The sequence below is a fragment of the Alteromonas sp. ABV4_515 genome (assembly GCF_056160345.1).
This window is the reverse complement of record NZ_JBSWWZ010000007.1, coordinates 128,911-149,632: the sequence shown is the minus strand read 5'-3', so window position 1 is coordinate 149,632 and position 20,722 is coordinate 128,911. Positions and strand designations below refer to the sequence as shown.

General features: G+C 48.1%; 19 protein-coding genes. 8 read left to right on the top strand and 11 right to left on the bottom strand.

The features are described from left to right. Position 1: 1 nt before the first annotated feature. Positions 2-1,069 (bottom strand): efflux RND transporter periplasmic adaptor subunit, encoded by a 1,068-nt coding sequence (locus tag ACXAGX_RS17030; protein ID WP_474822964.1) that lies wholly within the window; start codon positions 1,067-1,069, stop codon positions 2-4. A 262-nt stretch (positions 1,070-1,331) separates the two neighbouring features. Here ACXAGX_RS17030 and ACXAGX_RS17025 point away from each other — a divergent pair, with 262 nt between their 5' ends. The 3 genes from ACXAGX_RS17025 to ACXAGX_RS17015 all read left to right on the top strand — a co-directional run bounded on the left by ACXAGX_RS17025 (position 1,332) and on the right by ACXAGX_RS17015 (position 3,998). After that, positions 1,332-1,808 (top strand): NUDIX hydrolase, encoded by a 477-nt coding sequence (locus tag ACXAGX_RS17025; RefSeq protein ID WP_474822960.1) that lies wholly within the window; start codon positions 1,332-1,334, stop codon positions 1,806-1,808. 58 nt (positions 1,809-1,866) lie between these two features. Further along, positions 1,867-2,652: a class II aldolase/adducin family protein gene (locus ACXAGX_RS17020; protein ID WP_474822958.1), complete on the top strand. Its 786-nt coding sequence runs from the start codon at positions 1,867-1,869 to the stop codon at positions 2,650-2,652. 161 nt (positions 2,653-2,813) lie between these two features. After that, a complete protein-coding gene (locus ACXAGX_RS17015; RefSeq protein WP_070123815.1) occupies positions 2,814-3,998 on the top strand; it encodes a mandelate racemase/muconate lactonizing enzyme family protein in 1,185 nt (394 codons plus the stop codon). A gap of 46 nt (positions 3,999-4,044) precedes the next feature. Here the strand turns inward: ACXAGX_RS17015 and ACXAGX_RS17010 are convergent, their stop codons facing one another. After that, positions 4,045-4,983, bottom strand: coding sequence for a sugar phosphate isomerase/epimerase family protein (locus ACXAGX_RS17010; RefSeq protein WP_474822953.1), 939 nt, complete (start codon positions 4,981-4,983; stop codon positions 4,045-4,047). 381 nt (positions 4,984-5,364) lie between these two features. Here ACXAGX_RS17010 and ACXAGX_RS17005 point away from each other — a divergent pair, with 381 nt between their 5' ends. After that, the gene (locus ACXAGX_RS17005) at positions 5,365-5,523 is read left to right on the top strand and encodes a hypothetical protein (RefSeq protein WP_474822948.1); all 159 of its coding nucleotides are present in this window, start codon (positions 5,365-5,367) and stop codon (positions 5,521-5,523) included. A 17-nt stretch (positions 5,524-5,540) separates the two neighbouring features. Here the strand turns inward: ACXAGX_RS17005 and ACXAGX_RS17000 are convergent, their stop codons facing one another. From ACXAGX_RS17000 to ACXAGX_RS16975, 6 genes are all read right to left on the bottom strand, one after another. After that, positions 5,541-6,395 (bottom strand): amidohydrolase family protein, encoded by an 855-nt coding sequence (locus ACXAGX_RS17000; protein WP_474839769.1) that lies wholly within the window; start codon positions 6,393-6,395, stop codon positions 5,541-5,543. Beyond that, positions 6,392-7,141, bottom strand: a complete 750-nt coding sequence (locus ACXAGX_RS16995; protein ID WP_474839767.1) for an SDR family NAD(P)-dependent oxidoreductase — start codon at positions 7,139-7,141, stop codon at positions 6,392-6,394. Before ACXAGX_RS16995 ends, ACXAGX_RS17000 begins: the two co-directional genes overlap by 4 nt. 152 nt (positions 7,142-7,293) lie before the next feature. After that, positions 7,294-11,817, bottom strand: coding sequence for an ExeM/NucH family extracellular endonuclease (locus tag ACXAGX_RS16990; protein WP_474839765.1), 4,524 nt, complete (start codon positions 11,815-11,817; stop codon positions 7,294-7,296). Positions 11,818-12,065: 248 nt separating this feature from the next. Continuing rightward, positions 12,066-12,596, bottom strand: coding sequence for a DUF3016 domain-containing protein (locus ACXAGX_RS16985; protein WP_474822931.1), 531 nt, complete (start codon positions 12,594-12,596; stop codon positions 12,066-12,068). Between the two features lie 259 nt (positions 12,597-12,855). Beyond that, positions 12,856-13,434: a DUF3299 domain-containing protein gene (locus tag ACXAGX_RS16980; protein WP_474839763.1), complete on the bottom strand. Its 579-nt coding sequence runs from the start codon at positions 13,432-13,434 to the stop codon at positions 12,856-12,858. 123 nt (positions 13,435-13,557) lie between these two features. Beyond that, on the bottom strand, positions 13,558-13,962 hold the full coding sequence (locus tag ACXAGX_RS16975) for a hypothetical protein (RefSeq protein ID WP_474822925.1): 405 nt from the start codon (positions 13,960-13,962) through the stop codon (positions 13,558-13,560). Between the two features lie 224 nt (positions 13,963-14,186). Here ACXAGX_RS16975 and ccoG point away from each other — a divergent pair, with 224 nt between their 5' ends. From ccoG to ACXAGX_RS16955, 4 genes are all read left to right on the top strand, one after another. Continuing rightward, positions 14,187-15,620: a cytochrome c oxidase accessory protein CcoG gene (ccoG, locus tag ACXAGX_RS16970; RefSeq protein WP_474822922.1), complete on the top strand. Its 1,434-nt coding sequence runs from the start codon at positions 14,187-14,189 to the stop codon at positions 15,618-15,620. Further along, positions 15,592-16,599 (top strand): serine/threonine protein kinase, encoded by a 1,008-nt coding sequence (locus ACXAGX_RS16965; RefSeq protein ID WP_474822919.1) that lies wholly within the window; start codon positions 15,592-15,594, stop codon positions 16,597-16,599. The genes ccoG and ACXAGX_RS16965 overlap by 29 nt, the downstream gene beginning before the upstream one ends. Positions 16,600-16,719: 120 nt before the next feature. Then, positions 16,720-17,349 (top strand): thiol:disulfide interchange protein DsbA/DsbL, encoded by a 630-nt coding sequence (locus ACXAGX_RS16960; RefSeq protein ID WP_474839761.1) that lies wholly within the window; start codon positions 16,720-16,722, stop codon positions 17,347-17,349. Positions 17,350-17,420: 71 nt separating this feature from the next. Further along, positions 17,421-18,011: an HD domain-containing protein gene (locus tag ACXAGX_RS16955; protein ID WP_474822913.1), complete on the top strand. Its 591-nt coding sequence runs from the start codon at positions 17,421-17,423 to the stop codon at positions 18,009-18,011. 14 nt (positions 18,012-18,025) lie between these two features. On the opposite strand, the gene mobA is transcribed toward ACXAGX_RS16955, so the two are convergent. The 3 genes from mobA to ACXAGX_RS16940 all read right to left on the bottom strand — a co-directional run bounded on the left by mobA (position 18,026) and on the right by ACXAGX_RS16940 (position 20,722). Next, positions 18,026-18,607: a molybdenum cofactor guanylyltransferase gene (mobA, locus tag ACXAGX_RS16950; protein ID WP_474839759.1), complete on the bottom strand. Its 582-nt coding sequence runs from the start codon at positions 18,605-18,607 to the stop codon at positions 18,026-18,028. Next, entirely contained in the window at positions 18,580-19,782 is a 1,203-nt protein-coding gene (locus tag ACXAGX_RS16945; protein ID WP_474839757.1) for an alginate export family protein, read from the bottom strand. Before ACXAGX_RS16945 ends, mobA begins: the two co-directional genes overlap by 28 nt. An 88-nt stretch (positions 19,783-19,870) precedes the next feature. Further along, positions 19,871-20,722: an ABC transporter ATP-binding protein gene (locus tag ACXAGX_RS16940; protein ID WP_474822904.1), complete on the bottom strand. Its 852-nt coding sequence runs from the start codon at positions 20,720-20,722 to the stop codon at positions 19,871-19,873.

The following is a 20,722-nucleotide window of genomic DNA, read 5'->3' as shown; positions in this document are numbered from 1 at the left end:
GTTATTCTCCTTCAGCGTTCAGCGGGTCCAGAACTCTTACCTTGGAATTCTGCTGTACTCGCAATGTGCCCTCGGTCACGATGCGCTCGCCCTCACTGAGACCGTCAACAATTTGCACAATGCCTGGTTTACGCTCACCAATAATCACTTCTCGCTGATGCACCATGTCATCGTCGACTACGAAAACAAACTGCTTATCTTGAATAGGAACCAGGGCTTTTTCCGGAATCACCAGGGTTTCCAGCACCTGCTTTTCCAGCGTAATTTGCAGCAGCATACCGGGGCGAAGTCGCGCCGGATCGTTTTTGATGAGACCACGCACCAAAACTGAACGGGAGACGGGATCGATACGGGAATCGATGGTTGAAATTTCACCTTCAAAGGTTTCACCGGGATACGCCACCGAGCGGGCGAAAACCCGCTGTCCGGGTGACAGGCTGGCCAGTTGTCCTTCTGCAACACTGAAGTCCACTTTGATTACGCTGATATCGTCGAGCGTAGTGATAATTTCGCCAGGCTGCACCAACGAACCCACACTGACATTACGAATACCCAGCACGCCAGAAAAAGGCGCGCGGATTTCCAGCTCAGAAAGTTGCGCTTTGGCTACATCAAGCTGAGCGGTCAGGGCTTTTACTCTGGCTTGTTGTTCATCGAGAATTTGTTGCGATGCGGCACGGGTTTTCGCCAGGTTGACTACCCGCTCAAACTGACGCTGCGCTTCGTCGATGTTCGCTTCTAGCTCAACGACCCGGGCAAGTTCTTCTTCGTTGCTAAGCTGCACCAGCAACTGGTTCGCATTAACGTGATCGCCATCGTCAAATTTCACCTCGCGCACACGGTCTGTTTGCTGCGCAGTAATGGTGACCGACTCATTCGCATTAGCGGTGCCCAAGGCTTCAATGGTAACCGGGAACGTTTGCAACACCACAGACTCAGCTCTCACCGGGGTAGCAAAACCACTACTTGCTGTTGTTTTTTCTTCTTCAGGTAAACTGACATAAATAAGGAAGCCACCCAGCGCGACAACCCCCAACAAAAGCGGGGACAATATAGATTTCATGGACATCTCTGATTCCTTCAACATTTCCCGGTCGATAATCGTCGTGCTTTCAGGTGGTTAACCTGTATTAGATTTCATTCCATAGACCGAAATTTTAAAACAAGTCCGGTTCGGACCTGTGATTATTATTGTTATACTGCCGCCACTGATACGTAGTCAGTGATCTTGTATAAGAGCCTGAGACTCTTTTTAAATTTTTATTTGAATAACATTTATTTTACCTAGTTGTATGTTTTTTAGGTTTCGCTTATCAGCCATATTGTTACTTTTGCCGCTTTTCGGATGCACTGACCTGCCCGCGCCTCCGGCATGCCGCACCATCGAAAGTACGCCCCAGCAACATGACACCCTGGCTTGCTTAATAAAAGCTGATACCGACACGCTACTCTGGCAAAATGCCAGTGGTTTACTCGAACTGCCCGTGACCCATACGGCTGAAACAGAGGCGGAACAATGCACGTTGCATCGTGAAGTCTTTGCCCAAACCGGTATTAATGTTGAAGTTGGTAAGTTATTACTTACAACAAAGGACAACATGGGCATCTATGCGTGCAGCCAGCATGCTGGACTAGAAGGTATCGGCCAGCCCTTTGCTGCACCAGCCTGGGCGAACGACAATTTGAGTTGGGTGAAGCGGGACGCCTACCAACTGACAATCCGGGATATGCAAAACCCGGATCATCTTATCCCCTTGCGTGATAGCCTTTCAGTGCTGTTCCGCCAAAGCCAGACCGATAAAGAATGAGTTAGATGAAGTCGGGATTGTTGGTCTTTCCTTCCTCTGCTACTTTAAATCAATACAAATGAAAAGGAGTGACTCCGTGTTTGAACTCGAACATTTCAGTTTGAAAGACAAGGTGTCGCCAGAAGAATGGCAAACTCGGGTGGACCTCGCAGCCTGTTACCGTTTGGTGGCGGACATGCGTTGGGGCGACTTAATTTACACCCATATTTCAGCCAAAGTGCCTGGAACCAACCATTATCTGGTTAACGCGTTCGGCCTGACCTTCGACGAGGTACGGGCTTCAAATCTGGTGAAGGTTGACCTGGACGGCAATATTCTCGATGGCTCGCCTTACCAAATAAACCCAGCCGGTTTTACGATTCATAGCGCAATTCATGAAGTGCGCGAAGACGCAAAGTGCGTCATACACCTTCATACCAAAGCCACCATTGGCGTTGCATCGCTCAAAGGCGGACTCAAGCCATGGAGCCAGTACTCGCTGTTTTCGCTGCCCTCACTGAGCTACCATAGTTATGAAGGTCTGGCGGTAGACGACAACGAACGTAAACAGCTACAAGAAGATTTGGGCGACACGAATCACATGTTATTGCCCAATCACGGCGGTCTGACAGTTGGCCCCACCGTGGGCGATGCATTTATGCGCTTCTACGATTTGGAGCGTGCTTGCGATATTCAGATGTCGTTGATGCAAGCCGGTGAAGAAGTCATCGACATACCAGAGCCTATCGTACAAGGCATTTACGAGCAGGCCAAAATCGTCCACTCCGGTGAAACCGGTGGACAAAAAGCCTGGCCAGCCATGCTGCGCCGCGCATATAAATTAGACCCGACATTCTGCGAATAAACGCCGACGCAGCTGGGGTAAGGGGTTGGTATTCATAACCGTCTGCCGCAGGGAAGCGGCAGCCGAGGCCCCATGGATGAGTTTACGCCGTGTTATGAATGCCAACTCCGTCCCCCGCGAAAGGCGGCGCTTAAACGACAAAATCAGATTCAGGACATAAAATGAAAATTACCAAAGTTGAAATTTTTGATATCGAGTGCCCCGAGCGTCCGCCTTGGAACCCGGTATTTGTGCGTATTTATACTGACGAAGGCATTACCGGTTTAGGTGAAGCCGGTTTGGCTTACGACTGGGGTCATTCTGCTGCAGCGCACATGATTAAAGAAATCGCCGAAGCCATGCTAATCGGTTGGAACCCGTTTAACACCGAAGGTCTGTGGTCGAAAATGCTGCGTGAGAGCTTCTGGGGTCTCGGTGGCGGTCCGGTGATTTACGCCGCTATGAGTGCCGTGGATACCGCACTATGGGACATCAAAGGTAAGGCCCTTGGTCTGCCCGTGTATCAACTACTGGGTGGCAAAACTAACGGCAAATTGCGCTCTTACGCCAGTCAGTTGCAGTTCGACTGGGACACTACCATTACAAAATTGATCCAACCTGAAGAATACGGTCGTGCTGCCGAGAAAGCCATGGCGGAAGGTTACACCGCTGTGAAGGTTGATCCCATCGTTTATGACATCAATGGTGACACCCACTTCGACCGCACGAAGATTATCTCTCGCGCGGAAATGAAGCTGTTCCGCGCTCGTCTGCAAGCTATTCGTGATGCCATGGGCGACGAAGGTGACATCATCTTTGAATGCCACAGTTTGCCGGGCGCCACCACCGCTATTCAACTGGGTGAGCTGGTAGAAGAATTTGGCTGCATGTATTACGAAGAGCCAGTGAATTACCTGAACTCCAAACTGCACGACAAGGTTGCCCGTAATGTGAAAGCGCCAATTGCCGGTGGTGAGCGTTTGTATAATCGCTGGGGAATTCGTCCATATCTGGAAGATCAGTCTCTCGACGTACTGCAGCCAGATATTGGTCTGTGTGGGGGCTTCACCGAAGCGAAGAAAGTGTGTGACTACGCCGACATCTACGATGTGCGCATTCAGGCCCACGTGTGTGGTGGCCCGGTTGCTACTGCAGCCAGCCTGCATCTGGAAACCGCGATCCCGAACTTCCTGATCCACGAACATCACACTTACGCAACCAAATCCTGGAACCGCGAGCTGTGTATTCAAGATCCACAACCGGTTAACGGCTTTATCGAAGCGCCCGATACGCCAGGAATTGGTATCGAGTTGAATGATGAGGTGGTTTATCGTTCACCGAACATGTCGGTAACGGCATTGAAATAATACTTTAACCGCAGACAAAAAAAGGTGGCAAATGCCACCTTTTTTATTAGCCGTAAACTTTCGCATATTCACGCCACTTCGTAGCACTGTATGCAACCTGCTTTTTGAACTCAGCCAGCTCAGCATCGTTTCTTGGTGGTACATTAACAGGCGTGCTTGTCAGCACAATTTCCATAATGGCTGGCCCACGGAATCCGCCATTTCGCAAGGCATCATGATAACTGTGAAAATCCAGCCTTCCCTTGCCAATGCCTGCCCGGTTCGAATCCGAGATATGGAACATGGCCGTTCGTGAGGCATACTTCTTCAGCACAGCCTTAGGATCGATTTCATGAATATTCAGATGGAAGCTGTCCGGCAGGTATTGTAAATAGCCTGGATCATCCAACATGCTCAGTAATTTTTCAAAATCCTTCGTTGAGTGAACTAAGGGGATCTCATACAAATTACAGGGCTCAAACATAAGTGGAACATGCTTTTCTTTTGCGTAGGCTATCGATTTATTACATAGCTCGGCCAGGCGCTGCCACTTTTGCTCATCCGTTTTCTGCGCAATGGTCCATCGTGTCAGGCCATGAATGGCGGTAGGCGTTCCAAGTTCAGCTGCGTAATCAATAGCACGATTAAATAATGCCATGGCATTTTCGACAGTCGCCTCTTGTTCAGAAGGTGGCTCTGTATCGAACGGGTCGGCACAGACTATCGTTAACCCATGTTTATCTGCGGTCGCTTTCAGTTCACTCACCGGTACGTCATAGGGCTGGCCGTTAAACTGTATTGCATTTAGCCCGCATTCACTTGCGGCTTTCATCATTGCTTCATGGTCATCGATACCAAATGTCCAACTGCAGGCACCCACAAGTAGGTCATCCGTAGATGCATTAGTAGGCGCTGAAGTAGTAGTTTCACTAAAAGTTTTACCGGAAACGACTGCGGTAGCTGCAGTAAGCGTGGAGAGTTTGGTGAAATCTCGTCTGGAAAGCATAGGTCCTCGCTGGCGATAAGCGTCATGCGATTGAATTACATAACAAATGAAACGAAATACAGTTTATTACCTCTTAATCAGAATTTTGGTTCTCCAGAGAAGATTAAATATTAGTCACTGCGAATTTTTAGCAATTGATAGAAGGTGAGCTCATAGTTTGAAAAAACGCGATAACAAATCCGTTAAAAGACTGTCCGTACGGACAATTGCCACCCATTCTGATTTATTCCAACATAGATATGTATCAGGTCTGGTGCCTATACATTCGTTAATTTTGAATAATTACTCCAACGCCAGTTGGCTGGGTAAGTCACTAGTTGAATCTGCCTCAATAACCGTACGGAGTCCCTAGATGAAAACCAATGGAATTAAGAACGCACATTGGCTGATTTATGCTGGCGCGGCGGGCTCAGTATTGGCGCTTTGCTAGATTTTGTTCTCGGCGTGTTTCCACTGTTTATGGGCATATTGATGGTGGCAGCAGAATTGTCAGTGTATATCTGGCTGAAAAACAAATTTGGCAAAGATATCGAAGAGTAGCCCGCTTGCGGGCTTACTCACTGATGACTAAATCCATACCAGTGTCTGGCGTTAAGATATGTCAGTCGTTCCAACTCGCTATTCTCTACCAGGCCAGACATGAGATCCCAGAATTCGGAATACGAGTAACGCCAGTTGCTCAGAGGAAAGTTACTGGCCAGCATCACCCGTTCGTTGCCGAACAGACTGATAAGGTCTTTGATAACAAGCCCGGCACTTTCCGGCCGCCAATAACGGTTTGTCATTTCCCAGCCCGATGCTTTTACCGCCACGTTCGGGCAACCCGCTAGCGCCGACATATTGGTTTTCCAATTCGCGTAATTGATTTCAGACGCAGGCGGAAAGCCGCCGTGATTTACCGTTATGCGCAGCGCTGGCATTAGATGACACACTTCGATCAGTGCGGCTATGCCCGCGGTATCTTCGCCGTACAGCTGCGCATCAAAACTCAGTTCAGCTTCGGCCAGCATAGACAATGCCCTTCGGGCTTTACTGCTTTGCAATACAACGAAAGCACTGTCATCGAGTATATGACGAACGCCAACCACAGACTGGCGCTGAATAAGGGCGTGCATTACCGCTTCAAAATCATCTGCTTGTAAATCGCACCCAGCAACAGACCGCATGGGCAAGGTGCAGTTCGACTCCAACCAATCGATTTCCCGCCAGGGTCGCGCGTTATCTAATCCCGCTTCAATATGTACATAACCGGCAAGCGCTTGCTCGCCAAAAAGGCGCAAATCTTTTTCTGTAAAGGTTTTAGCTATTTCAGCTTTATCGGACCAATACGGCGGGTTCTCCGGCTTTAACCAGTTATAGTCGCCTTCGTCCAGGGCGAAGAAATGTAAGTGCGGGTCGATAAATTTCATCATTGTGCCGTGTAGCCACCGTCGATGCTGTGCAGACTGCCGGTAATAAACTTTGCGTCATCACTGGCAAGAAAATACGTAAACGCCGCCACTTCGTCTGGTTGCCCTAGTCGCCCGAGGGGTTGTGCGGCTTCTTCCTCGGCGTGCACCTGCGCTTTATCTGCACCGCTAGCTGCCACATATTTGTCGATGGCATTGTGATACAGCGGGGTTTCAATGGTACCCGGACACACGGCATTAGCGCGAATGTTAAAGGAGGCATAATCTAGCGCGGTGGTTTTCGCCATAGAAGCCAGTGCGGCTTTACTCATATTATAGGCGAAGGAATTGCGCTTGCCGATAATTGCCTGATCAGATGCCATGATGATGATGGCCCCGGATTTTGCTTGTTTCATTGCGGGTAACACGGCCCGCACGGCGTGATAGGCCCCCTTTACATTCAGCGAGAACACCCGATCGAAATCTTCAGGTGAGGTATCTTCGATGGTGGCGGAAAAATGCATACCTGCATTGCTAATTAATGCATCTATTCGACCGAATCGATTGAGGGTTTCAGTGATACAGTCAGACACAGCGCTTTCACTGGTGACATCGCAATTCATCCACTGCGCCTGCTTCACCGGCTTATCAAAATCGCGAATGTCCAGATTCACTACCTGATAGCCATTCTTGGCGAACTTCTCCACCACGGCTAAGCCAATGCCAAGACTACCACCGGTAACCACACAAACGGGCGTTGATTGAGACATGCTAATTCCTGTAAAACGATTTTGTATCAATATGCTTAAGCATGCACTGATGTGCAATGAAAGTAAAAATGAAGGGGCTTTTTGATGGTAAAACACACAAAAAAAGCGCCCGGCGTTAACCGAGCGCTTTTAAACATAGTTTTATGACCAGATTAACGGTTGCGATTTAACAAGCTTGATATCGCTGCCGCTTTAGTCGTAACCGCGGAAGTAAGGGTGCGGCCACGGCCTGATGGCGTAGCATCTTCCGTAGCACAGCCTCTGCGGGTACACATACGACGCATAGCACCGATGTCGCGTGCATTTACACGGCCATCGTTGTTCAGGTCGAATGACATATCAATTTCCTGACGGGCAAAAATGGCTCGCATCAGTGCAGTGATATCATCACGGTCGACATCGCCATCACCATCCCAGTCGCCGGTTACTGGCTCTTCTTCTGCTTCCAGCAGATAAGTACCAATCACAGGATCGTGGTCAGAAGCGCGATATACCAGTTCATTCAGGAATGAAGCCGGCTTGTACTCTTCGTTGTAATCGTAAAATTCAGGCTCATCACTGTTAATGTGCCATTCGTTTACGTCTACCATCATGTCCATAGCCGCTTGGTTCACCAGCATGTAATCCAGTGTTCCTGCCAGGCCATCATAAGAGTAGCTGTAAGATGCATTACCTTTCATTTCGGCAACAGAATCTGCATAACCCGCCGATGCCAATACCTGAATAGGATCTTCTTTTGCGTAAGCGTTGTAGTCGCCCAGCAGAATAGTCGCCGTGTCGCCATAGGTTTGCTCTAAGAACGCAGTAATAGCAATCGCAGCCCGGGTACGCTTACGATTACAGTAGCCTTGCTCTAAATCGCCATCTTCCTGACAGCTTGAGCTTGAACCTTTTGACTTCAGGTGGTTTACGTCAACAGCAAATGTTTTACCCGACTCAATGTGGGTGAACAGTTGAGACAGTGAAGGCCGGTTACCGTAATCCACGAACAACGGACCTTCTTCGTCAACGATACTATTCGCTTCCAGCAGAATAGCTGGCGAACCTACAGGTGTTACCACGGCTGGACGATACAGAATACCTGAGGTAATTGCATCGGTGCCCAGTTGGTCGCCACCAGCATCAACGTAAGCATACGTGCCTTCACCGAACTCATCGTTTAAGGCTTCGGTAAGCTGTGCAACCGCGCTTAACGGGCCAAAACCATCGTTTTCGATTTCCATCAGGCCCAGTACATCAGCGTCGATCTCAACCAGCGCGTTAACGATTTTCGCTAACTGACGCTCGTATTCTGACAGTGAATCTGCACCACGCTCCGTAGGGAAACCTTCGCCGTTACCATCACCATTAAACAGGTTCAGTACGTTGAAGCTAGCAACCTTCAAGTTACCTTCTTCCACATCGGGTGAACTTTCACGGTAGTTTTCTGCTACCAGTGAAGGCACTTCCGTAGGACGAATACGGTAAGCGGAGTAACCGTAATCCATCACACCCGTTACGCCTGTGATCAGGTCGCCAGAGCGAATGGTATTGTCCGGATTGAAGCCCCCCTCAGGTAACATCCACTCAGAAGCATAGCCGTCAGCGTTGTCGTCGATGATTAATACATCCAGAGCATTACTTGCAGCCAGTGCAGCTGATGCTTCAGTACCGGGCAAATGGATTTGTGTAGGATTGAACAGACGTTCTGTAGACACCCACACTTCGCCAAAATCGCTGTAAGGATAGATGTTGCTGATGGTCCAGTTTGCATTGCTAGTTACCACCATGCCTTCGTATTTTTCAAAGCTGTCAGCACTTTCCATCGGTAATGAAATCACTACCGGCGTGACTGCGCCAGTGCCACAAATCAGTGCGTCAGATGTAGCTTCAACAAGAGTGCGACCGTAATCTTCAGTCACATTACCTGCAACACGAATCACGTCACCTTCGGTAACAACTTCGATAAGCGAAGTACTTGCAATAAATACACCTTCAGATGTGGTGTCATCACCATCGGAATCCGCCGCTTCTTCCTGAACCCAGAGACCTTCCAGTGCAGGTGTTACATGAGTAACGATAGCTTCGATAACCACGCTTTGGCCAGTCAATGGAGATTCAGCACCTGAACCCTGTACTTCACTGATAAAGGTTGCTTCGTCGCCACAAACACCGATGTCGTCACCGCCACCGCCGTCTGAGCTGCCATAAGCGCCAAGGAACTGGAACGTATCCTGGTCGTAAACATCCCACTCAAGGCTAGGATCGAATTCGTCATAGGCTTCTGTATCGCCTTCGGTAATCGCAGCATTACGCACCAGTGTGCGGTTTTGCGTGCGAACATCACCGCCCTGCCAGTAAGAACCTGGGTCTTCGCCAATACGGCCAAAGCTATCAACGATTTCACCGTTATTGCGTAACACAATAGCGTCGTCGCCGTTGAAGGTTAAAGAGCCACTGGTGAGATCGGCAACCGCAAGGATGGCACTGTCTGAGCCGCTGTTTGCCAATACATACACATCGCCCGGCGCTAATGTGCCGCTTAATGTGAAAGTTTGACCTGCGTAGTCGCGACCATTAATGAACATCTGAACATCGTAAGCACTCAAATCAACAGGTGCAGATGTGAGGTTCACAATTTCCAGCGCTTTGTTGTTAGAGCTACCTTCAATGTATTCAGAGAAGAACAGTTCTGTAGCTGGAGTAACGTAGGTACCAATTGGGAACGGTACAGCTGCCGTTGCATTGCTGGTTTCGCCATCGAACACATTGGTGCCGGCCACTTCCCAGTTGGCAACATCAAAGGTAGATGATGGACCACCGGCAATACGGTATGCCCAGCTGTCTAAGTGATCCCAGGCTTCACCTGTGCCATCGGTGTTGATGTCGCCGTAAAGATCAACAACTTCACCGTCACAGAATACTTCAATAGCGTCGTCACCATTAATCGACATTGCGCCACTGGTATAGTCAGGTGCAAAGCCGAAGAAAGCTTCGAAACCTGCAGATTCGCTGGCGATGTAAATAAACTGGCCTGCAACCGCAGAGACTGCTGGGAAGGTAAATTCTTCGCCGTCAGTGCCACCACCATTATTTGCACTGCCCACACCACAGGTGCTTAAGTCGTCGATGTTTTGATTAACGAACAGTTCGATACCTTTTGGTGTACCGCCACTCAACGGGCCATCAAAAACACCTGTCAGTGTGAGCGGTGAGAATCCACTTGGTACCGGAGTCGGTTCTGGTTCTGGCTCTGGCTCGGGATCAGGCGTTGGTTCTGGCTCTACTGCATCACAGCTATCAGCACTATAGAACAGGCTCACCCACTCAGGATGGTCAACAAACGGGTTACGGTTGCCCTGATATTCGTAGATTGCACTTTGACGGTTAGTCTCAACAACATCAACCGGGTCAGCATCATTCCACGCAAGCAAGGTACACAGTTTACCCAGCGAAGGTTCGCCAGAACTGGTGATGCGGTTAACCAGCGTTAAGTCTGGTGTAACATCACTACCCGCGCCTTCGTAGCGGATATCCATGTACAGCATTTGACGGGCAATATCGCCTTTCACCGCATCGCGAGGCTCGAAGGAATCGCTGTCACGGCGGTTAGCAGGCGCTTCCGGCAGAGGCGCATCAGAATAATCAAAATCCAGATTGCCACGTGAGCTGTTTACCGTGATATCAGAAGGGCGTAGGTGCTGAATATCAGTATAAGCTTCCGCGCTTGAACTGCTAAAGCCATGACTTTTCGGCCAGCTATGCTCACGGTTCCAGTAATCAGGCTGCGATGAATCGCTGCCCGAACCATTTTCTGACTTTGGAATAGAGTTGCCTGAGTAAATCAACAGGATGTTGTCAGGATTCGCAGGATCTTCGTCGGTTTCCGTTAAGGCAGTCCACACTTCACTGTACGTCAGTACGTGCTGACCAGAGATCGTTTCACTGAGAATTTGACGAATAATAGCGGTATCAGAACCGGCGTCGATTTCAGACTGCACTGCAGCATAATAAACAGCAGGATCAAACGTCGAGGCGTCAGCCACTTTATCGATATCAGGGCAATTGGTACAAACGCCGCCGAGATCTTCATCTTCGCCGCCGCCATCGCCACCACCGTCGCCATCACCACCACCATCGTAGTCGTGAGAGCCCAGACCGGTGTAATCGTTCTGAGGCAGGCCAACCCACTCGCCGAGTCCATAGGCATCGTTAGGGTTGATATCGCCCGTGGTCACTGAGCTATTACGGATGAGGGTTTGGTCTTTGGTAGACAGGCCACCTTCGCTCCAGGATGAACCCGGATCGACACCGAGCTGACCAATACTGTCGAGTATGTTGCCCGCGTCATCGGTGAGAATAATGGCATCATCACCATTGTACAGACTCTGAGTTGTCAACTCATCGGCCAGGGCCTTCAACGCATCTTCCGCGCCTGATTGCGCAATAACTAACGTACCGCCCGGCGCGATAGAACCACTTAAATCAACAATGGAACTGGCTGACAAGCCACCATTATTGTATACGGAAATGGTATAACCACTGAGAGACACACTTTCTGTCGTTGGATTGTAGAGTTCCAATGCTTTATTGCTACTACTTCCCTCGACGTACTGAGATATCAGCAAGTCACTGCCACTGGCAGAGACTGAGGCTGTAATCCCCAATACCAAAGGAAGCACGATAGGTGCTTTCATTATTGTTGCTCCTGCTTGTTATTAGAAACTGTCCCAAAGTGCAGTTGAAGAGTATAAAGAAAATACTACAGAGAAATGACAACTTTTTGACCAAAACTGACATTATTTTGACCAACTGGTCTACAGGTTTTGCGTAGTAAGGGCTGCAGGAATATTAGGTTAAATTTATATGTAAATTTTATCGAGGAGCGGGCATAAAAAAACCTGAGCGACGTCAGGTTTTTTGTAAACGAGCAGTTTGCTAAACGTTAGTTTTGTGCGAGAGCATCGGCCATTTCTTCATCGAACCAATCTTTCAACATCGCTTTCTCATATCCCAGATATTCGTTTTGTCTGAACGTGGATGGATTATCAAGAAAGCTCATGTCTTTTAACTTCACATCAGCACTTTTTAATACTTTTCCACTCTCATCAGTGAGCGAATAAGAAAACGAAATTCGGGGAATGTCCACACGCTTGATGATGCGAACGTCACTGCCTGTAGCGTTGCCAAATACGAAACTGCTTGGCCATACCTGCCCCGCAAGATCCAGATTGGTGACGGTCATTGATAATTTTTCTTTCTCAGGCAGCTTTTCAGCGAGTTCCCCCACGTACTTATCGAGGGCCTCGAAAGTGCGTTCACGAAACTTAACCCGACTTTCATTCGTCGGCCTTACATCTGCGTACTTTTCTGGATTCTGCCAGACTATTTCCGCAGTTGCGGCACTGGACTGAGTAGATGCAAGGGAGCTCCCTGCAGCCAAAGAAACCAGTATTATTTTCCAAACAGAATTCATTTTATGACTCCTCAATTGAAATACCAATACACAGTGTTGCCCGATACCATTACGAAACACTACGAGCAGCTTCGTAAAACTACCTCCGTACATCACTTAGAGCCTCTCGCTGCCAATTTGTTCCATTGTGTCAGCAACGGGCAATACGTTTACTATACTGGCAACTAACTTCGCTTTCGATTTTTCACAGCAACCTATTTATACCACACTCAAATGAACAGACACTGAACGATAGTAGATATTTTAAACTGCACTCATATCAAAAAGTAGCAACGCTAACATCAGACATCGAATAAACAGCTGTCGCAAGTTCATTCTCTGTCAAGGCTAAATGCAAGGTACCTGAAAGCCAGACAGCATCAAAAGTCCAATCTACTCCCTGCTTGTATTCCGCATAGATGATTTGGTTGGGAGGAGGTGGCGGCAGATGCATGCAGGCGCCAAAATAGGGCACTAAGAAGAAACTAACAATTTTTCCTGATTCTGTGAAATCCAGTGGAACCATAAACCCGGGAATACGAATTGATTGACCATCGAGTTTTTTAACGCCATTAGTCGATACTAACGCTCGTTCATAATCGTTGGTTGGTGCAGCGATACCCGATTGAATACGACTACTGATTTTATCATCCTCAGAGCCATCTTGAACTTGACGCACTGAATCAGGCATATTTTTTAACACTAACAATTCTTCAGGAGGTACAAGATACTCCCATTCTAAGATTCGGGGTTCTTTATTATCTGCCGCAGCCGGGTAAGCCAGCAGAAAACCATAAATCATTAACACACTACAAAATAAACGCGAGTGACCAAATAACACTGTTAAAACCGTCTTCATTATGAGTGTTTTTTAGCCTGCCTCAAATTGAAAAATTAGACCATGCTAGTCATCGGACGACGTGGGAGATTAACGAAAAAATGAAAAGTGAATTTTAGATTGTTGTATGAAAATTACGGGTATTCAAAGCGAGTGAGACAGCAGTTCCGTACTCGCGATGGCGGCGCAAAAATGCCTCAACTCGCCACCACTAATAAAGGGGTTAATATCGTCGGTTACGCAATAGGTGTGATGAAAAGAGATGATGCTGTCGCGACTTTGCAGGATTTCATCGACATAATCCTGTTGGAACGGACGAAGTTGTTCCCGCATGGGTGCCGTTACCGATAGCAGAGATTCCAACTCTTTGCGTTCCTGCCAAGTGGCGACATATTCGTACCAACTGCTCACTTCAGCCTGAGCATCTTTAAAAATATACTGAACCATTGGCAAACGGAGCACAAAGATCAGTACTGCTATCTCTGAAATCACCAAAAAACCACGCCACATCTGATTAACCTGACCCTGTAATCGCAAAGCCAATCTCATTCAGACAGCAGAGACACGGCTTTATATTTAACCTGATAACCTGTTGAGAATATAACCGCCTGAAAGCTAATTAAATAGTTTGAGTTTTATACCTGAATATTGTTTTTAATAAGCCGGAACAGACTGTTATGCGCTTTTTTTCTTGATCTGTATTAAGTCTGGCTTATTTACTCTTGCTATACTGGCAGCAAATAACAGACACCTGTGTCAGTAAGGTTGCCTTCATGAGCGAACAAATTCAGGTCAAAAACGTCTCTCCGGTAAAAGTGCATCAGCCGCCCGGTGGCAGTAATAAAAAACGCCCATCGGCTCGCAGCCAAATTTATGTTCGTGCCGTTAAGGGCCCTATCGAGACGTTCCGCCGCTTATTTGGCTTTGTTTTTGTTGGTCTTTTTGCGCTCATCCCCTGGATTCAATACGACGGGCATCAGGCTATCTTGTTGGATATTATGAACCAGCGTTTTACCATTTTTGGTCTCACGCTGTGGCCGCAAGATCTCACGTTACTGGCTTATATTTTTATTGTTGGTGCATTCGCGCTGTTTTTTGTCACCACTTTCGCCGGGCGGGTTTGGTGTGGATTTATGTGCCCGCAAACCACCTGGGTTTATATGTATGTGTGGTTTGAAGAAAAAATCGAAGGGCCCCGTAACAAGCGCATTAAGCTGGATGAACGCCCTCTCGACTTCGATAAGTTCTGGCGCAAATCACTCAAGCACATTGCCTGGCTTTCTGTTGCCCTGCTCACCGCGCTCACCTTTGTGGGCTACTTCACACCGATTGGTGCATTGTTTATCGACTTTTTTACCTTCAATGCCAGTTTCTGGGCGGTATTTTCAATTCTGTTCTTCGCAGGTTGTACCTATGGGAATGCCGGTTGGATGCGGGAAATCATGTGTACCCACATGTGTCCTTACGCCCGCTTTCAGTCTGCCATGTTCGATAAAGACACCTTTACGGTTTCTTACGATTACAATCGAGGGGAGAAACGTGGACCTCGCCCCCGTAAACTGAAACATGAAGAATTGGCTGACAAAGCGCTCGGTGATTGTATCGACTGTAACCTGTGTGTACAGGTATGCCCTACCGGTATCGATATTCGCAATGGGCTACAATATGAATGTATTAACTGCGGTGCCTGCGTAGATGCCTGCAATGGCGTCATGGAGAAAATGAACTACCCCAAAGGGCTGATTAGTTTTACGTCTGAAGAGCGTCTTACTGGAGGCCATACAAATATTGTGCGGCCCAAACTGATTGGCTATTTCGTGGTACTGTTAGTGATGATTGGCCTGCTCATGGCAGATATTCTCACTCGCTCACCATTAGAAGTCGACCTGATACGTGATCGCAACTCCCTGTTTCGGGAAAACGGCCGGGGCAATGTAGAAAACGTCTACACCATCAAAATTCTGAACAAATCTCAGGACACCCATACCTACACTATCGAGGTGAAAGGTTTAGCTAGCTACAATATTTTAGCCGATACCACAGTAACTGTTGGTGGCGGAGAAGTCTTCAGTATGCCACTATCTCTGGAAACCTCTCCGAAGAACCTTAGCGAGGCGGTGACAGACATTTATTTCCATGTCCGGACCGAAGATGCTGAGGGCAATGTTGTGGAAGTCGATGAACCAACAAAATTCCTCTACAGATAGTAAAGAACAAGGCGATTTTGCCTTTGCGGGCTTAAGCCCTGACACCGTATTAGACGCCCTTGAAAGCTGCCGGATTTACCCAGAATCTGGCTTGCTGGCGCTGAACAGCTATGAAAACCGGGTTTACCAGTTCAAGGCCGATGACGGTCAGCGCCTGGTGGTAAAATTCTATCGCCCCAGCCGCTGGAGCGATGAACAAATCCTTGAAGAACACAGTTTCGCCAAAGAAATCGCCGATGCCGATATTCCACTGGTGGCGCCGATGGAAGTCGACGGGAAAACCCTGCACCATGCATGCGGATTCCGTTTTGCTGTATTTCCGTCTGCCGGTGGACGCCAGTTTGAGGTTGATAACCTCGATCAGCTTGAGTGGATGGGACGCTTCATCGGCCGCATGCATCGCGTCGCGCAGGCTAAACCTTTCCAATTTCGGCCCGAACTTAATCTGCAGAATTTTCTCGATAAACCCCGGGAAATCCTCACCACAAGCCGACTATTGCCTGGCCATTTAGAGACCGCCTTTTTTGCTATTCTTGACCCACTGATTAAAGAAACCCAAAAGCGGTATGGCGCAACCAAGCTTATTCGCCTTCATGGCGACTGTCACCCAGGAAACATTCTCTGGCGAGACGGTCCCATGTTTGTGGACTTAGATGATTGTCGTATGGGGCCAGCCATCCAGGATTTGTGGATGATGCTGTGTGGTGACAGGCAACAACAACTGCTGCAATTGGATGTGCTGGTAGAAGCTTACGAAGAATTCCACAGCTTCGACAACAACCAACTTGCGCTGATTGAGCCGCTTCGTGCCATGCGTATGGTGCATTATATGGCTTGGTTGTCTCAACGCTGGGAAGACCCGGCATTTCCGCGGGCGTTTCCCTGGTTTGCCGAAGACAAATACTGGGAAGGGCAGATCCTTGCGCTTAAAGAACAATTGGCAGCGCTCCACGAGCCTCCGCTAAAACTGGGTTATTAATCCAGACTTAAGCCCAAACTTGCTGTTAACTCGCGTTTGCGACATCTTGTCGTGAACGCTAGTCGACACGGGATCACTGTGGTACTCTTTTTTTGATTTTGTATTATGGATTGTTAACCGATGAAAAAAATTGCTTTATTTCTGTTGACTGCCCTGCTGCTTCCTCTGCAGGCTTGCGCAGATGACGTTAAGTGGAAAGAAGGAACCCATTACGAAGTATTAGACCAGCCGGCAACGTCAAAGCCTACGGTTTATGAGTTCGCTTCCTTCTGGTGCGGTCACTGCTTCCGTTTCGAGCCAGTGGTAGCCGAAATCAAAAAAGCCCTGCCAGAAAACGTAAAGTTTACCAAGATCCACGTAAACTTCATGCCTGGTGCTGACGAATCAGTACAGGATGACGCCACCCGCGCCATGATGATTGGTCGCGTGTTAAAACGCGAAGATGAGTTGAACGGTGCAATCTTTAACTACATTCATCAGCAACGTGCCTCAGTAGGTGGAATGTCTGATCTGAAAAACATCTTTGTGGTTAATGATGTCGATCCGGAAGAGTTCGATAAGTTAGCGAAAACATCTAACTTCTCCGTTGACAATATGGTGAAGAAAAACCTGAAAATTCAGGAACAATATCGTAAAGACGTGACCGGTACGCCAACATTTATCGTAAACGGTAAATACAAGGCAACCTTTGTACAAGGCATGACTTTCGATGACGTTAGAGATTTGGTTGTTTGGCTTTCTCAGCAGTAACACAAATATGATTTGAAAAACGCGCCCGAATGGCGCGTTTTTTATTTGGAGCTTATTTTTTGGAGATAGCAATGAGCGATATTCAGGCCTTTGCCAATTTCATCCGCGAACTCGATCAACTTAAAGCCGTGAAGCGACAGGTACGTTTACCTTGCGATGGCGATCGACAGGAAAATAGTGCAGAGCATAGCTGGCATGTGGCGTTAATGGCTAACGTGTTAGCGCCTTATGCCGAGCAGGCGATAGACATTCAGCGCGTCACGCAGATGATACTGATCCACGATCTGGTGGAAATTGATGCCGGTGACCTATTTGCCTTTGCGGAAGTGGCAGACCATGCAGAACAAGAAGCTAAAGAATTCGCTGCCGCAGACCGCATTTTCGGCTTGCTGCCTGACGCCCCGGGGAAACATCTTCATGCTTTGTGGCATGAGTTCGAAGCGGCAGAAACCGCAGATGCTAAATTTGCCAAAGCCATGGATCGGGTTTTACCGGTGTTCCAGAATATGGCAGCAGAAGGTGGAAGTTGGGTTCGCCACAACGTAGCGAAAAGTAAAATTCTGGCCAGAAATGCCCATCTTGAGCATTGTGCACCTAAATTGTGGGCCTATGTGAACGAACAGTTGGATTTGGCGGTGTCAAAGGGGTGGCTAACGGCGTAAACGGCTACCCGTTTTTATTTCGTCAGCTCGTTGATTTTTGCCCAGTCGTCGGGATCGTTCACATTCATGAGTTCGTTCCCAAAACGCAGTAAATCAACTGCTTCGCCGTTAAAACAATGAAGTAAGCCCCGTAACGATAAAGATGCGTTTTCTGCTGTGCGCTGCTGCAACTGACGAAACCCTTCTTCCGAGTACAACAACACTAATGGCATCACTGCATCTAATGCATACACGCTACAGTTCGCAGTACGACTGGCATCAAGGGCAGCTTGTAAACAAGCTACAGAACACAGCGGCATATCTACCGGCATGCAAAGTAGCCTTGCCCCGTCCTCAACGTCAGCTTGTTCAAGCAAACTGAAAAGGGCCATAGCAGGCCCTTTGTCTTTGTAGATATCGATAAAATCACAATCTTCCCGGCCTGCAGTGAACACGTTGTCTGTTACAATTGAAAGACGCTGACGCGTGACGTCGAGTAACGTGCTGCCCCCCAGTTTCAAGCGGGACTTATCCCGCCCCATTCTGGATGACTTTCCACCGCAGAGAATAACCCCGGTTGTCTGATTGTTTAGAATTTTAAGCCTACCCACACCCATACTTTATCTGTATCCACTTTAATGTCACCGGCATCGTAGGTCGCATACTTAACACCGAGTGAGAAATGTTCTGCAAACTTCGTCACATATTGTAAATTAAGTTCACTACCCAGATCACTGATTTCTGCCGTAGCTTCATCAGCATCAAACTCATGGTAGGCAGCTAACACTTTACCACCAAAGAGCGGGCCAGTGACGGTGAATGACAAATCTTCAAGACCTTGCGCTGGTGTTGCCAGGAATTGGTCACTCCAACCGTTAAATTTGTGTAGCGTTGCTAACGGCGTTGAGAAACCGTACATGCCGTCATCTGAACCCAATACTTCATAGGTAACCTTTCCGGTGAAACCAGATACTACGGCACCACCTTCCAACATCAGATAGTCGGCATCGTAGCTGGCAGCGCCAGAGTCATTACTTTGGGTAGCAAATTCAGCGTTATAAATCAGTTTGAATCCATCGAGTTCAGTGCTGCCTGCATAGCTGATACCGTAGGTATCTAATGAGTTGTTGGTATCGTTATCAACTTCCAGCAAGTAAGCATAACCCGTGAACTTACCGATAGGGCTAACATAGGACACGTTAACCAGGTGATCTTTGCTGTCTAGATCCTGTGCTTCAGCAAAGATACGGTTACGCTGAGTAACATAACCGTAGAATGCTGTGAGGTCACCAGAGGTGTATTTTGCAGAAACGGCATCAAACGTTTGCCAATCCTGACGCCAGCCAACGTGACCTACAAAACGGTGTCCATCAAGAGCGATGATTTGACGACCGGCTTTCAGGGTCAGGTTTTCATTTTTGTACTGTACAAAGCCTTGATGTAATTCAGTGGTCTCAGGGTCGGCAACAACTGAATATTCGCCTGGTTTGAAACCTGTAGGCGGCACAGAGTATTCGCCTTGGTCAAATGCAATACGCACATCTTCCATTTGCGCGGTAACCGAGAAGCCATTGTAGCTACCGGTGGTCACACCAACCAGCGTACGCAGAGTCAGTGCACTAGCATCTTTCAATGCGTTGTCTTGATCCACACCTTCATAACGCACACGAAAATCAGCGGTTGCTGTAGATTGCTTCATTGCGTCATACCAGTCGGCGGCCATCGCAGGGAAAATTGCACCAGAGAGTGCGACTGCGACGACTGTTTTTTTGAAAAATGCAGTTGGTTTCATTGTGTATTCCTCTGATTTTGAGTCAGGGATAGCCCGCCCGATCCAATTGGCCGAGCTATCTCATTGATTTTTATTTAAGTGTTGTTTTTTAAGCGGCGTCAGTCTTGCTTGATGACGCGCCTTTTTCCGTGCCTGATTTTCTTGCGCTCACTGGCTCCACTTTCTTCTGTTTTTCATATAAGAAAGTCAGCACTTCATGGCGGTAGTGGTTGTATTCCGGATTGTCAGCTAGCACCAGACGATCGCGGGGACGAGGCAAATTCACCTCAAGTATTTCGCCTACTGTGGCGGCAGGACCATTGGTCATCATCACAATGCGATCAGAAAGCAGTACGGCTTCATCTACATCGTGGGTAATCATGATAACGGTATTGCCTAAATCCGCGTGGATTTCCATTAACGAGTCTTGAAGATGTGCACGGGTTAATGCATCCAGTGCACCGAAGGGTTCGTCCATTAGTAGAACTTTCGGTTCCATCGCCAGCGCACGAGCAATACCGACCCGTTGTTTCATACCGCCAGAAATTTCTGAAGGTAGCTTGTCGATGGCGTGAGTCATGTGCACCAATTCCAGGTTGTGCATCACCCACTCTCTGATCTCGGCTTTACTCTTGCCACGCAGCGTTTGCTTTACAGCAAGCTCTACATTTTTATAAACCGACAACCATGGCAACAAAGAATGGTTTTGGAACACCACGGCGCGTTCCGGACCCGGTTCCTTCACTTCTACGTTATCCAGAATAACGCCACCCGTGGTTGCCTGATGAAGGCCGGCCACGATATTTAGTACCGTCGACTTACCACAACCTGAGTGACCTATCAGCGAGATAAACTCCCCTTTTTTGATATTCAGGTTAACGTCGCGTAACGCGGTAAAAGGGCCTTTAGGTGTAGGAAAGTCGATTCCTACCTGAGTCAGTTCGAGATGTTTAGCGTTCAT